Origin of the sequence: Amycolatopsis roodepoortensis (assembly GCF_024628825.1) — a bacterium.
Classification (GTDB): Bacteria; Actinomycetota; Actinomycetes; order Mycobacteriales; family Pseudonocardiaceae; genus Amycolatopsis; species Amycolatopsis roodepoortensis.
Map to the genome: position 1 here is coordinate 294,670 of NZ_CP102415.1, position 13,494 is coordinate 308,163.

Genomic DNA, 13,494 nt, shown 5'->3' on the forward strand with positions numbered 1-13,494 from the left:
TGTTCATCACCCAGCACTGGCCGGGGCTTCGCGTGCGAGGTGCCGTGGTGGCCACGCCCCGCTCCCGTCCGATAGGGCGGGGCGTGGCCACCACCGCACCGGGCTCAGCTGACGAACTCGCTACCCACGTAGCTGTCGAAAAAGGCGCGGATCTGGTCTGCGGCGGCAGGGCTTGCCGAATAGACCGCGCTCCCGCAGAGCTCGCGCCAGGCGCGGAGCGTCTGCCGCTGGGCGCCGGGATCGACGACGGTGACATCCGCGGTGAACCGGGTGCCGTTGATGAAAGCGGCGACCTCTGTTCCCGAGTCGGGGTTGCGATCGACCACTATCTCCAGACGCAGCCGGGGCTGCTCGACTGTCGAGCGCTCCGGCTCGTCCAAGGCGGCCGACATGTCACGGAGCAGCACGGCAGCGCCCTCGCCCCGGTCGGCGCGGCCGGTATCCAGGGCAGGGCGTCGCTGGCCGAGCACGACCCGCAGACGTGCCAGGGCCTCGAGTTCGCGGGCGATGACGGCGAGCACGACGTCCGCGGTGAGTGGCTCGCCGCGCTCCAGCCGGTCGATGTCCGCGGACGTGGGCAGCTGGACGCGGTAGAGGATGTCGTCGACCTTGTCCCAGGCGATGCGCGGATCTACGCCTTCGATCACGCTGTCCAGCTCCAGGTTGATCTCGTCGATCACCTGGTCCAGGCAGGCATCGTCGGCGGTGCGGTAGTCGCTGGGGCAGTCGCACACGCCTCCGTCGTTGGTCCACAGATAGCCGCCTGTCGCGTCCCTGATCGCGGTGAGGGCGAGCTCCCCGCTGGTGTCGCCCACGGACACGATCAGTTCGGTGGCGTCGGGAAACGGCCCGGACACCCAGTAGGCGATCTGCAGTAAGAAGGCGTGGCGGATGGCCTCGTCCGCGGCCTTGGCCACCGTTTGGGCGCTGCTCAGGTTCTGTGCCAGCGGGTGGGGATGGTTCAGGACGAGAGTGATCGGGTTGGTCACGCCGCCGCCTTGGTTCCGCCGGACTTGATGGCAGGCGAGGCCGTCTTGGGCGCGGCGACGGGTGTGACCGTGGTCTTCGTTGCCGGAGCTTCCTCAGGTTCTGCCTCGTCCTCGTCCATGTCGTCGGCCGGGGGCTGGGTGCCGTAGCGGATGCGGTCGGAGATCGCGTCGACGAGCGTCGGCGCGGCATACAGAAAGAAGACTCCGCCCACGATCATGGCCAGCAAGATTGCCGTACCCCCGATTTCATTCCACATTGGACTGTTCTCCTCGCGTCGTGGGTGCTGCTCCGCCGGCGGTGGAGCGCGGCCCGTTCGGCGCGACCGGGCGCGTGGGGGCAAGCCCCGTTCTTGGGCTTGCCCCCACGCGGCTGGTCGCGCATGGTCGTCGCGGTCCACCGCCGGCGGAGCAGCACCAGCTTCCACTCGCCGGGCGAGCGGCCTAGAGGCCGTAGATCTCGTGTGCGTAGCTCGAAAGGCCCCGGCGGTCGAGGTCGTCGTAGTCCAGGTCGAGGGAATCGGCCAGGTGCCGCAGATTGCCGAGGACGTCGCTGATGACAGTTCCCGGGTCCTCGTCGTGGTACCGGCTCAGCGAGCCGGTGCCGACGGCGTGGGCGACGACCGCGATGGCCGCGAAACCGGCCCGGCGGCGGTTGTCGTGCTGGCCGTTGCTGACGGTGTTGCCATAGCGCAGGTTGCCGTCGCCGACGTACCAGGTCAGCAAATCGTTGAGCTGGCTGATTTTCGCTACCTCGACATGCGGGCTGGACGCCAAGCGCGCCGCCGGGCCGACCACGGGGGGCGGGACGGGCGGCAGCGACCTGGCCCGATCCGGGGCAGCGCTGATCTGCGCGGGCTGCTCCTGGCCGGACGCGTTGCCGAACGGCGCGCGGTCCTGAGTCCGCGGCGAGGCTTCGCCGTCGGAGGGTTGTTGGGGGATCACGGATTTCACCTTCTGCACTGTGTTGTGAAGGGGGCGGCGCGGCGGGGCTTATTCGCGGGTTCGCCGCGGTCGCTTGTCGGGTGGGGAAGTGAGGGAGGGAACGCGGTGGCGGATCAGGTTGCCTTGCGGCGGTCGGCTGCGTTCTCCACGACGACACCGACGGTCGCGGCGATCGCGGCGTAGACGTCTGGAGCGATCCACCAGCCCGGCATTGCCGTCCACGGTTCGCCGCGGTAGCGGCGGGGCGTGCCGAGGACTGGGTGGACGTATCCAGGTCGGATGTGGGCGTTCCAGTCCGGGCCGCCGGCGTGCCGGGCGATGTAGAAGTCGGCGTCGACGCGGTCCAGCCGGATCAGCGGTGTGCCGTCGGGGACCTCGTAGTTCGGGCGGCTCAGGAACTCTTCCATGCTGACGGCGCTGCTGATGGCCGACGGGACCCGCGTTGCACCGTCGAGCCGGGTCGCGGCCGCCGAGATGTTGCCGGCCAGGCCGACTTGGACCAGGTGCAGGCGGTACCGGAACGGGTCGGGTGTCAGGACCACGGGGGAACCTCCGTGCCGGGATGGTGCGCGATTCGCCGGACGGCGTCGGGTGTTTCCCGGCCGACCCTTTTGTCGAGCGTGATGCGCAGCTGGGCGGCCGCGACGTGTTCCGCCGTGAGCGTCTTTGACCGCTCGCCTTGCTCGGCGGCGTTGGTCGTGTCGCTTTCGCTGGGCCACATCGCGTGGTGGAGATTGACCAGTTCGTCGATGATGGCTTTACCGTTGCGGGTGCGAAGCCACGCCTGGAACAGGTCCTGGGGTCCGAGGGCGACGCCGTCGGGGTAGCAGGCCGCTCCGCCGAGCAAGGCGCAGGCATGCATCGGTTCGTCTGCGCCGAAGATGGGCGTGCGGGAGTGGTACTCGAGCGACATCGTGCTGCTGAGGTCGCTCGGCGAGTCGGGACGGATCTGGAGCTCGACGACGCCGGGCGGCCCATCGATAATCACGCGGTGGAGGGTGCCGAACGGGCACTGCCACAGGCGCATCGACAGTGGTGCGGGAACGGCGATGCCGCCGTCGAACAGGACGAGGTCCTTTCCGGACATGAACATTCTCCTTGTGCCGCAGGGGATCGGCCTAGGCCATCGACGTGCACAGCCGCGGTGGCCACCGGTTCGGGTGGCCACCGCGGCTGCCGGATCCGGGTGGGTCAGGACGCCATGCAGATCCGCTCGAACACCTCGCCCTCGGCGGAGTCTTCGACGCGGAGCGTGAGCGGTACTCCGGTGAGGTGGTACTGGGGCGTGACCACCACGGTGGGGAAGCCGTCCGGTCCGGGAGTGACCGCGACGGTCAGGCCGGCGACGTCGAGGCAGTAGGTCACCGGGTCGACGCTTCCCGGCCGTTCCTCGATGCGGAGGGTGCCGTGTCGCAGTGTCACCGCGCCCGGCTCGGGGCCGGAGACCGGCACTCCGTGGATCTCGAACCCGTGCTCAGAGTGGGCGACCGCACCGCAGGAGAGGGTTCCAGGTTCCCGGTCCTCGGCGGCGACCGTGCCGTCGTAGTAGGCACTGATTGCTTCGGCGTCGCTGAGACCATCGTGGGTCTCGGGCCCGCGCCTCCGGTAGCGGACGTCGTCCCAGTTCGCCCGGACGAATGCGGCCACAGCCGCCTCAGCGGCCTCCTGCGTGGTGAAGTGGGTGCGGTAGTCCTGGAAGTCGTCCCACCTGTGGAACTCGAACAGTGTCGTCCCGGGAACGGGGGTAAACGACGGTGCCGATGCCGTGAGGGCAACCATGGGTACTCCGGTTTCGTGGTGGCGGTCGGTTACGGGCTTCTCTGCTTGCAGCCCGCACCGGCAGGGCTATTTCCGGGCAGGTCGAGAGGGCCGGCGGCTCGGTGGTGCCAGGCTGCCGGGGGCGGGAAGGTCAGGCGGTTCCCACGCGGTGTCGGGATCGATCGGACCGGGCTGGGGCAGCGGCGTGAACCGAGAACGGCAGCCCGGCCATGTGCGCGTCCGGAGTGATCAGGACACTCGGGAAGCCGTCGGGGCCAGGCGAGACAGCGAGCGTGAGTCCGGCCGCGTTCAAGCGGTAGGTGACCGCGGGACCGCCGGTCTCGTCGGGGTCTGAGTCGAGAACACTGACCGTGGCCAGCCGCAGCGGCACCTGCGCGGGTTCCGGTCCGGCCACGGTTCGTTCGACGATGGTGAATCCATCCTGGAGCGTGATGCCGAACAGGGGTGCGGAAGGGCTGTCCGTGTCGCCCTCCACTCGGTAGAAGGTGAACACGACCTCGGCATCGCTGAGGCCGTCCGGGCTGGCGGGGACGTCGTCGCGGTAGGCGAGCTCGTGCCACTTGGGACGGACGCTGGCCGCGAGCGCCGCCAGCGCGGAGGAAAGGTCGTGGTAGGCGGTGAGTTCACCGTCGCGGCCGAGTCGGTGCAGGATGTGGACGGTGGTGCCGACCGGCGCGGGTTCGGTATGCGGGGTGGTGTGGGCGGACATCCGGACTCCTCAAAGGCTCGGGTCGTGCCGCCGCACGGACACGCGCGGCGACACGAGGGCAGGCGAAGGAACGCGCCCTTCGGCGCTGGTGGCTGGTGGTCCGCCGTGATCAGGTGGCCGATCCGGATAGGCCCGCGGGGTTGTGCTCCGGGTTCAGGCTGTGGCGGTGGGCGGGAGTTCGGGATGGCCGTCGGCGAGGGCGCGTTCGTCGACGAGGGCGATGATCTCGTCGGCGATGACCTGCCATCGGGTGCTGTAGCCGCGGCTCACGGCGCCCGCGAGGACGGTCTCGACGGCGGCGAGTGCGTTCTCGCCGCAGCGGCCTTCGCGGCACCCTGCGACGAAGCTGTCGTCGTCATCCGCCTGTGTCAGGTAGCGCCGGATGGCGGCCAGGCCGATGGCGGGCGCGGTGCGTGGCAGGCAATCCGGAAGGACTCGGGTGTAGCACCTCTCGCAGCGGCCGACGTCGGGGAGGTTGGTGTGGCCGCACCGGCACCGGCGAAGCAGGCCGGCTCGCACGGCGAGTTCGGTGACTAATTCGGCCTCGCGGTCGGTGGCGGCACGCAGCAGCTGGCCGAGGATGGACTTAGCCACGGCGCCGCGTTCCCAGCACAGGCTGCCTGACGGTTCTGCTGCGGAACTGCGTGTCCCACGGGAACTTGCCGTGCTCGTCTTCGTAGACCAGCTGCAGAGCGCGGATGTCCCCGCCGTACATCTCAACGGCGGTGAACAGGATTGCCGTCGGCGCGTCGAGCGGAACGACCTCGAGCGCGGGCATCGCGGCGGTGGCGGGTAGTGCCTCGCCCGGTTCCGGCATCTTCGACCGGACCGCCTGCTGGGCGTAGTAATTCAGGATGGAACCGGCTTTTCGCTCCGCCAGGCCGGTGACGACGAGCTCCGGCAGCCCGGCGTCGGTGAGCCCGACACTGTACGCGAGCTCGGGCATACCGAGACCTCGCTCGACGGTCTGGATCATCCAGCCGAACTTCCGGATCATCGGCCGGACCGCCTCTTCGAGGTAGTCTTCACGGGACTTCCCGGGATTGTTGCAATGCCAGCACATCAGTGGCTCCTCCAGTCTTCAGTTCAGTGATGACCGAGCATCAGCGGCCGCTATGTCCACAGTGGACGTAGCCAGTGCCTGCGTCGGGGTGTCGCGCTTGCGTTGTTCCTCGAGCGAGTGACGCAGCCAGCTGGGCCTGTCGTCGCGCCACTTCACGGCACCACTGCTGACCTGGTGCCATTCATCGGTGTGGCCTCGCCTCAGCGCGCACACCGGGGTGCCGGGCGAGGCGCCGAGCGGGCTGTGGCACGTGTTGTCGACAGCCGGGATCACGACGACCTGTCGCCAGCCGAGCGCACGAGCGCGGTCCGCCAGGTCGTCCGCATCGGTCCTGGTGTCGGCGAGCGCGGCCAGGATCTCCTCGGCGTCGGTGAACCGGATTCCGTTGATGCCGTACATGTGCGGTCCTTCCGCTGTAGTCCCTCGCGGGTCAGGGCGTCGCGCGCCGGGTTGTGCATTCGGCGTCGGCGGCGTGGTAGCAGTTGACGTGCGCGTGGCGTGTGCAGACCGGGTAGCCGAATCGCGGGCACTGGGTGATGGCCCGTGTGCGGCAGTCTCCGTAGTCGCAGTCGCGGACTTCGGCCCCGCCGACCACATAGCGCCTCGTGCAGAAGCCGCAGCAGCAGGTCCCGGCGCGCTCGCAGTCGTTGTTGGTGAACTCGTAGTGCATGTCGGCTCCCGTGGCTGGTGGATGACTCGTGGCCACGGGGGCGCCGGCCGGAGTGTGGCTGGGTCACCCCGGCCGGCGCGGTCTCGGGCCGGCCGCGAACACGCGGCTGCGTCAGGACAGCAGCAGGTCGTAGGCGTTCTGCTTGCGCTCGGCGAAGGTCTTGGTGTCCAGGACGCGTTTGGCGCGGATGTCGAGGCTCCCGGCGGGACTCACGTGGTCGAGGTACTCGGTCACGGCCTGGAACGCCGCCCAGCGGGTCCCCCGGATCGGGGCCTGGGTCTCGGCGGAGCTCCACAGGCGGATCAGGTGCTCGTTGCGGCGGCGGGCGTTGTTCAGCGTGCGAGGTCCCGCGTCGTCCTCGACCGGCCACACTTCGCGGATCAGGTCGTCGAATTCCCGGCGGGTCATCTCGGTGCGGAGCATCTGACGGGCGTCGGCCGCGAACGCGTCGCCGTAGGCGTACAGGGGCCCGAGCTCCTTGGCGATCTTCTCGGGGTCGATCGCGGACTTGCTGGTGTGCTTGATGGTCACGGAGCTGACCTGGTCGCGGAGGGCGATATTGAGCTGGTTCGCGCAGAACGGGCGGAAGGGGACGATCATTACCCGGAACGCGGTCTCACCGTCGTGGGAGTTGAACGCCACCAGGTGCAGCTGGATGGCGTCGGCGCCGTCGACGAGCACGATGCCGGGCAACTCGATGGTGACGAAGGTCTTGCGGCCATCGTCGATGGAACCGGCGTAGCCGATGCCGCGGGCGCGGGACGCTTTGACGAGTGCGTCGATGACGTGGGCCCCGGCCTCGTTCTGATGCACGCCGTAGTTCTTTCCGACCGTGGACAGGTAGCGGTCTTCACCGGTCTCCGGATCGGTGTAGATGAGCATGACCTTGTCGGGATTCTTGATGGTGGTCACGCCGTTGGCGTTGATGGAGGTGCCGCTCTGGGTGAGTTTGCGGATGTTCCATCCGGCCAGACCCGCGGTGACGAGGGCGTCGTAGCCGCTGCCGGCGGTGGCGACGGAGGTTCCCAGCTGCGCCCAGGCGCTGAGGCGGCCGGGCTCGGCCGGGCTGAGCAGGCTGTCGATGTCGGCGCTGTAGGTCTGTGTGAGCGACATGATTTCTGTTTCCTCCACTCGATCTCTGTGATCCACGAACCTGCGGATCCTGTGTGGATAGACGGGTGTGTCGGCCCGTTCCCGGTGGGGCGCGCTCGGGTGGCGTCCGCATCCGGAAACGGGGTCAAGCCGGCGTATTTCCGGCTTGACCCCGGCCCGGGGCGGGCGCACCGTGCGAGCGCCCGACCGAGAACGGGCAGCACCGGTGACTGCTTCCCGGGCTCCTGCTGCCGTTCGTGGGCGTCGGCGTAGGAGGGCACCGGACGACGGTGTCGACGGGACGCGCTCTCGGTGCCGGGCAGGCCAGCGTCCGCGTCGGGCTTCCTGCCTCGTCGGGCGTTCGCCGTTTGCGCCGGAAGCCCGCAACCTGGCTGTGTGAGAGGTCTGGCGCAGCATCAACCGTGCTGTGGGACCAGGCCGCTGGACGAGGTCGATGTCTCCAGGAGACGCAGTCTGCCGGTGATGTCGCGGCCTTCAACGGTCTCGCTGTCCTTGAACTCCAGATGCTCCGCGACCCCGGTCAGGTATCGCTCGAGGGAGTCAGCCGGGTCCATCAGCAGTGGGTTGAGCTCGTCGACGGGCACCGCGACGGAAGTCTTTCCCGACCACGCAATGGTTTCGGTGGCCTCATACCTCACCGGAACCTCGACTTCCTCGGAGCCGGAGGAGGTGGTGGCGGTGACATGCAATCCGGCCCCCAAGGTGGACTCTGTTCCGGCCAGGGCCCGATAAGGCATGTCGGCCAGTTGTGGGAACGGGTGGTCGGCGCCGGGAATCGGGTCGTTCAGCAGATGCCCGGTGTAGTGGTGCAGCGTGGCGGGACCGACCTTGTCCAGTGTCTTTGGGGGAGGCGCAGGTTCCCAGGTAGATCACCAGTTCACAGACCCGCGTCGGCGACAGCTCGGCGAACGCGGCCGCGTGCGCCGTCTCGGTGTCCGGGCTGGTGAACCACCTGATCAAAACGATGGCGATCTCGCGGATACGCCTCGCAACGAGAGGCACATCGGGGCAGATGTGGCGGATGCGGTCGCGGCGCGCGAGTGCTGCGAGCGTGACATGCGAGGGTGTTCCGCTGTAGGTGACGCCGTAGTTGTCGGTGAAGCTGAATTCCTGAGCGGCGGGGGTGATTCCGATAGCGGCGGCGATGTCGGCGGGGCGAGGAACCCTGTTGGTTGTGGCGGGCATAGCGGGACCTTTCGGGCAGGAGAACGCGGCCCGCCGGTGCGTGGGGAGGCGCCGGCGGACCGCGTGCGAAAAACCGGGTCGGGGATCAGAGCTCGGCCGCGAACTCGGGGTGGACCAGGTGGGCGATCTGGTCTCGGTACTCGTCGTACACGGCGACGGTGGTGTCGCTTCCCAACTCCCAGATCAGCGCGGCCAGGTACGGCCGGATGAACTCCACAGGCTCGGGGTGCTCGGTGCGGATGTAGAGGGCGAGCGCGGCTTCGTCGACCGTGGGTGTGGTCAGCAGGCGGGCCAGCCACGCCGGCACCTTCAGCGACTTGGCAGCGACGGCCTCGTCGGCATCGACGTCGACACCGAACTCGCTGAACCAACGATTCAACGCGTCGACGACGTCGCTACCCGGCCAGCCGCCGTCGCTCTCCTCGAGAGCTTTCATACGGCCAAACAGATCCAGAACGGTCACGGGCGGCATCAGGTCGTTCGCAGCAGGCTGCTCCGGCACCGCGCTGCCGGAGCAGCCGTCCGGGTCGGGCGGTGAATCGGGGGAAGCTCGGGCGACCTGGTCGTAGATCGGGGTGCCGGGGTCACGGTCCGGCGGGGCGGTGTTCGGTGTCATCGGGGATTTTTCGCTCACATTCACAGGGGCGGAGCGGACCGCGCGGCGCCGGGACAGTTCAATCCAGGGCGCCGCGGCCCGCTTCGGGGATCAGGCGGGGGTGCTGCTCGTGGCGAGTGCCAGCGGGATGCCGGGGCCGATCTCGGTAACCAGGCCGCGGGCGCGGGCGGCTTCGCAGAGCAGCTCGTCCAGTTCGGTGGGGACGCCGTGCTTGCGGACGGTGCGGGACCCGAAGCCGTGGCTGAAGTGCGGAAGGCCGTTGGAGAAGTGCGCGTCCTGGAGCCACCAGGACTCCTCGGCCAGCCGGGACAGGAACAGGGTGTCCGGTGTGGTGTCTCCCGGAAACAGGACGTGCAGGTGGGCCTCCAGGCCGACCATGGGGCCGAAGACGCCGGCTTCGGAGCGGCGGTCGACGCTCAAGACCGTGGCGGTGACGGTGATCGGCGCACCTTCGGGCAGGGTTACCTCGCGGGCGGGAAGGACGGGTTCTGTGTGGGTGGGCATGGCGTGTTCTCCACTCGGGATATCGGGGCGCGCCAGTGGTGCCCGATATTCCGGGCAGGCGCGGGAATCGGAGAAGGTCAAGCGGCCAGCGCGGCCAGCAAGGGCGGGATCGCGCGCGTGCCTAGGCGAGCGCTTCGTCGAACAGCCCGTAGTCGTCGTTGGCGTGCGCTATGACGACCACGAGGTCGTCGGCGCTGGCGAAGGCGTCTGCGCAGCCGAGCGACACACCGGCTTTGCGACCGTGGACACGGACAACGTGCCTGCGCAGGACAGGTGGGCGTGCACCTCGGAGTGTTGCTGCGGCGCAGTCGGTGGTATCGGCGCAGCAGGTCGTCGGCGCCCGGTGTCGCCGGGTGCCCGGGTATGGCGGTGTCCTTTCTGGAATGCCAATCTGGCAGCGGGAGCGAACGAGCTCAGGGCAATTCGGGCCGGATCCGGAAAATGAGCCCGCCGCGCGGTAGATCAGGACCGCGGGCGTGGCCGGTGGTCGGCCAGCGGCCACTGCTCGACTGGGACGCAGCCGGATTCGTGAAGCAGGACCTGGGAGCCTTCGTCCTCGCCGGGGCGGGCGGTGGCGTAGCAGACCTCGCACCACACCTCGTCCCAGTCCCAGCCGTTTCCGATGAAATAGCGGCCGTGCTGGTCGGGTGTGATCCGGATCGGATCGGGGTCTTCCCAGCCGGGTTCGTAGAGGAGGATGTCGTCGCCGTCCCACAGCGCGGCGGCGGCGGCGCCGTGATACGCCTTACGCAGCCGGTTGGTCCAGTCCACGACACGTTCGGCGGTCGCGCGGCTGAACATCGGGATGACGGGCGGGGCGTCCTTCGGGGTCGGGGACACCCAAGCGGGGAAGAGTTCGTCGCGGTCGTCGCCGTATGCACAGATCCATACCATCGTGTTGTCGTGATCGGGTAGTGCGTGGTCCGCGTCGGGCTCGTGACGGGGCTGGCCGGCGGTGGGTGTCCAGGTTCGAGTCGCGATGGTGTCGCCGCGGCGTTCGAGGACGGTTCCCGGGCGCAGGCCTGAGATGAGGTGTTCGAGCTCGGTGGCGGTCCGCTCGGCGAGGCCGTCGATGTCCTGGCCAGTGAGGTCGCCCCACGCCCCGGAGGTTCGGTAGCCGAATCGCAGCAGGGTTCGGTACTCGCCGGGGGTGATGTCCCGGTCGGTGACTGCGGCGGTGGTGACCGGCCGGCCGCTGCGGATGCTGATGAAGGCCCGGGCGCAGCCGCACGCACCGTCCGGGTCGTCGCCGTCCCGGCCACAGATCGGGGCGAGCAGGACCGGTTCGGTGCGAAAGACGACGTTGAAGTCGCTGGAACGATGTCCTTGCGTGGCCGTAGTGGCGACAAGCAGACGCATCGAAGCTCCCTTCGGGCGCACAGAGGCGGCCCGCAACAGGAAGCGCGGGCCGCGCGGTGGTGCGCGGCCCGCGCTTCGGCGAGGACAGAGAACGGTCTTTGAGGTCAGAAAGGGGCGATCCACATCCGGGTACCGGGGTGCTCGTCGAGGTAGGAGCGGGACAGCTCGATGACACGCTCGGCTTGAGCGTGGGTGAGGATCGCGGCGTGAATCTTCCGGCGCGTGGTGCCGCCGTCCGGGGTTACTCTGTGGGCAGTCTTCTCGTCCGGGTAGCGGACGAACACCGTGAAGCGACGATCGTCGTCTTCATTCTGGGTGGTTCGGGCGGGCATCAGCGTCCTCGTCGTGTGTGGTCGTCGCCCGGCTGGTCGGTGCGCACCGGTGGGTCAGGTGTGGCAGGTGACGATAGCTAGCCAGTGGTCGCCGTGCAGGGTGTCGAGGTAGGTGTTGACATACTCGAGGTAGGCCGGAGCCAGATCGCTGGGTCTACTGGGAATGCCACAATGGTCCTGGCGGCCCTCGAGCCACTGGCCGCCGTGGGTGACGGTGGCGAAGCCCGGGATGGCTCTGGCGCGCTGAAGCTGGGCGTAGTCCTCGCGGCTGAGGTGGTCGAAGACGTACTCCGGCCAGACTTCGGCGCCCTGATATGGCCGGTGGCCGCGGAGCGCGGCGACGCGGGGCTGCGCGGCATAGTCGGCGTGGGCTTGATCGACGGTGTAGGCGTTGTCGGCCCACGCCGCGTCGAGGGCTTCGAGCTCCGCGCACGCACTGCCGTAACTCACGGGGCGCACCGCGGGATCTGGCGCGGTCAGCTGCAGCAGTCGACCGCCACCTCCCAGAACTGGGTCACCAATCCACTGCTTGAGGGTCGTCCGGTCCAGGCCGGCGCTCATCCATCGCCGGACATCCGCCGCGGCGGTGGCACGGTCGAGGAACTGCGCCAAGGGCTGAGGCTGTGGGGTGCCGTCCACGACCGTCTGGTACTCGTCCCAGTCACGGACCGCCTGGGCGGCCGCGGCGCCGCGCATGCCGGCGAGGTCCAAGGCCCGGATCCGGCCAAGGTCACACACACCGGGCGTGACCGGCTCGGTCATCCAGGACCGGTGGCCTGTGTCGTAGTCCTGCCGGTGAGCGTCTGCCCGCAGCCACAGCTGGCCGGAGTTGCGGCCGCCGACCATGTACCAGCGCCAGGTGCCGTCTGGGTTGCCCAACCAGGTGTCTCGACCGTCGGTACACGGCGCGACCCGCAGGCTCTCGTCGAACGGGGCGAGCGCGGTGTTGATGTTGCCCAGTGCTTCGTCGACGTCGCCGCCTTCGACGACGACGGAAACGGGGAAGTGCGGCATGGCGAAAGAGGCTCCGTTCGTTGGCTGTCGGCTGTCCGCGATGCCAGCGCGGCGTTGGCGTGTGCGGTCTGGCCGCTGAGCGTGGCTAGCGGCTCAGCAGGGCAAGCTGCCCCTGCCGCTCGGCGGAGGAGCCGGTGCTCGCGCGTTCGGTGAAGTCGGCACGGACGATCTCCGTCAGCGGGGAGACGTCGTGCCAGGCGTGGCGATACAGGAACGTGTTGACGCCGCAACTGGGCCACAGCTCGATGCCTGTCCTCGCCACGAACTTGTGGTACTCCGCGTCAGCGTCGCAGCGCAGGTGAGGACGGAGGCCGGAGTACTGAAACGGGGCGGCCTGCTGCGGGATCAGGAACACGCCCTTCTTGGCGACCGTCGCGGCGAGGGCTATCGCGTGGTACTCGAAGCGGCGGCCGCGGTAGCCGCCGGTGTCGGCGACCATGCGGGGCAGCGCACCATAGGGCGGGTTGGAGACGCAAAAGTCGAAGTCGCCGAGATCGTCGCGCATGGCCGGGAGGGACATGATGTCCGCGCAGATCCAGTGCGCGTCGGGCATTACCCGGCGGCCGACACGGACGTATTCGGGATTGCGCTCGACGCACACGAACTCGGGGTCACCGTGTGGCCATCGGCCGCCGCGGTTGCGACAGTGGAAGGCGAGACGGCCGATGCCAGCGGCGAGATCGATGATCCGGTCCCCGTCAACGTGCAGCGCCATCTCGCCCGCCAGCCCGGCCGGGGTGAAATGCGCCCGGTCGAAGGCGTTGCGGGCGGTCGAGGACGCCCGCCAGTGGTCAAGAACGAACGCGCGTTCCTCGTCGGTCAGATCACGAGCGAGGTTGACCAGCTGGCACGCCTGGGCGTGCCAGCGTTCCTGCTCGTGGGTCAGCGTGGCCACGATGGGCTCCCATCTTCGATCTCGATGTCGGAAATCCGGGTGAGCGGCCAGCCCCGTCTGGGCATGACGGGGCGCTGCTGCGGTGCGCTTCCGGACGACGTGGTCTGGGCTTGCGGATCGGGTGCTCCGGCGAGGTGCGGCCCGATCGCGGGAGACGCGGTGCACCGGTGAGGTTCGGCGGCCCGCGACTGGAGGGCCGCAAAGCTCGCCGCGGACCTGCGGGATCACGACGATCAGCAGGACTCTGTGGCCAGCCGGATTTACATTGGCTCGTTCGTCTAATCCAGAGGGTGCAGACTTCAGATCATCAACGTTCCCCGCAGA

The 13,494-nt window shown here is 68.9% G+C and carries 19 protein-coding genes; all 19 read right to left on the reverse strand.

Annotated elements, in window-relative coordinates; all coding sequences use genetic code 11:
- Positions 1-104: 104 nt before the first annotated feature.
- Positions 105-989, reverse strand: a complete 885-nt coding sequence (locus NQK81_RS01315) for a Rossmann-fold NAD(P)-binding domain-containing protein (protein WP_257486652.1) — start codon at positions 987-989, stop codon at positions 105-107.
- Positions 986-1,246 (reverse strand): hypothetical protein, encoded by a 261-nt coding sequence (locus NQK81_RS01320; protein ID WP_257486653.1) that lies wholly within the window; start codon positions 1,244-1,246, stop codon positions 986-988. The genes NQK81_RS01315 and NQK81_RS01320 overlap by 4 nt, the downstream gene beginning before the upstream one ends.
- Before the next feature lie 184 nt (positions 1,247-1,430).
- The gene (locus tag NQK81_RS01325) at positions 1,431-1,931 is read right to left on the reverse strand and encodes a hypothetical protein (RefSeq protein WP_257486654.1); all 501 of its coding nucleotides are present in this window, start codon (positions 1,929-1,931) and stop codon (positions 1,431-1,433) included.
- A gap of 113 nt (positions 1,932-2,044) precedes the next feature.
- Positions 2,045-2,473 carry a hypothetical protein gene (locus NQK81_RS01330; RefSeq protein ID WP_257486655.1) on the reverse strand — a complete coding sequence of 143 codons (429 nt, stop codon included), beginning with the start codon at positions 2,471-2,473 and terminating at the stop codon, positions 2,045-2,047.
- Positions 2,464-3,018, reverse strand: a complete 555-nt coding sequence (locus NQK81_RS01335) for a hypothetical protein (RefSeq protein WP_257486656.1) — start codon at positions 3,016-3,018, stop codon at positions 2,464-2,466. Before NQK81_RS01335 ends, NQK81_RS01330 begins: the two co-directional genes overlap by 10 nt.
- Before the next feature lie 104 nt (positions 3,019-3,122).
- Positions 3,123-3,710 carry a hypothetical protein gene (locus NQK81_RS01340; RefSeq protein WP_257486657.1) on the reverse strand — a complete coding sequence of 196 codons (588 nt, stop codon included), beginning with the start codon at positions 3,708-3,710 and terminating at the stop codon, positions 3,123-3,125.
- 130 nt (positions 3,711-3,840) lie between these two features.
- Positions 3,841-4,419, reverse strand: coding sequence for a hypothetical protein (locus tag NQK81_RS01345; RefSeq protein WP_257486658.1), 579 nt, complete (start codon positions 4,417-4,419; stop codon positions 3,841-3,843).
- 153 nt (positions 4,420-4,572) lie between these two features.
- Positions 4,573-5,013, reverse strand: a complete 441-nt coding sequence (locus NQK81_RS01350) for a hypothetical protein (RefSeq protein WP_257486659.1) — start codon at positions 5,011-5,013, stop codon at positions 4,573-4,575.
- Positions 5,006-5,482, reverse strand: a complete 477-nt coding sequence (locus NQK81_RS01355) for a DUF4262 domain-containing protein (RefSeq protein WP_257486660.1) — start codon at positions 5,480-5,482, stop codon at positions 5,006-5,008. Before NQK81_RS01355 ends, NQK81_RS01350 begins: the two co-directional genes overlap by 8 nt.
- Before the next feature lie 18 nt (positions 5,483-5,500).
- A complete protein-coding gene (locus tag NQK81_RS01360) occupies positions 5,501-5,881 on the reverse strand; it encodes an amidohydrolase family protein (RefSeq protein WP_257486661.1) in 381 nt (126 codons plus the stop codon).
- Positions 5,882-5,912: 31 nt separating this feature from the next.
- Entirely contained in the window at positions 5,913-6,152 is a 240-nt protein-coding gene (locus NQK81_RS01365; RefSeq protein ID WP_257486662.1) for a hypothetical protein, read from the reverse strand.
- A gap of 111 nt (positions 6,153-6,263) precedes the next feature.
- A complete protein-coding gene (locus tag NQK81_RS01370; protein ID WP_257486663.1) occupies positions 6,264-7,265 on the reverse strand; it encodes a DUF932 domain-containing protein in 1,002 nt (333 codons plus the stop codon).
- 395 nt (positions 7,266-7,660) lie between these two features.
- Positions 7,661-8,002 (reverse strand): hypothetical protein, encoded by a 342-nt coding sequence (locus NQK81_RS01375; RefSeq protein ID WP_257486664.1) that lies wholly within the window; start codon positions 8,000-8,002, stop codon positions 7,661-7,663.
- A 533-nt stretch (positions 8,003-8,535) separates the two neighbouring features.
- Complete coding sequence (locus NQK81_RS01380) at positions 8,536-9,066, reverse strand: hypothetical protein (protein WP_257486665.1); 531 nt, start codon at positions 9,064-9,066, stop codon at positions 8,536-8,538.
- 90 nt (positions 9,067-9,156) lie between these two features.
- Entirely contained in the window at positions 9,157-9,570 is a 414-nt protein-coding gene (locus NQK81_RS01385; protein WP_257486666.1) for a hypothetical protein, read from the reverse strand.
- A gap of 462 nt (positions 9,571-10,032) precedes the next feature.
- Positions 10,033-10,929 carry a DUF7715 family protein gene (locus NQK81_RS01390; RefSeq protein WP_257486667.1) on the reverse strand — a complete coding sequence of 299 codons (897 nt, stop codon included), beginning with the start codon at positions 10,927-10,929 and terminating at the stop codon, positions 10,033-10,035.
- A gap of 104 nt (positions 10,930-11,033) precedes the next feature.
- Positions 11,034-11,261, reverse strand: coding sequence for a hypothetical protein (locus NQK81_RS01395; RefSeq protein WP_257486668.1), 228 nt, complete (start codon positions 11,259-11,261; stop codon positions 11,034-11,036).
- 54 nt (positions 11,262-11,315) lie between these two features.
- A complete protein-coding gene (locus NQK81_RS01400; RefSeq protein ID WP_257486669.1) occupies positions 11,316-12,275 on the reverse strand; it encodes a hypothetical protein in 960 nt (319 codons plus the stop codon).
- A gap of 85 nt (positions 12,276-12,360) precedes the next feature.
- Entirely contained in the window at positions 12,361-13,170 is an 810-nt protein-coding gene (locus NQK81_RS01405) for a class I SAM-dependent methyltransferase (protein WP_257486670.1), read from the reverse strand.
- Positions 13,171-13,494: the final 324 nt, after the last annotated feature.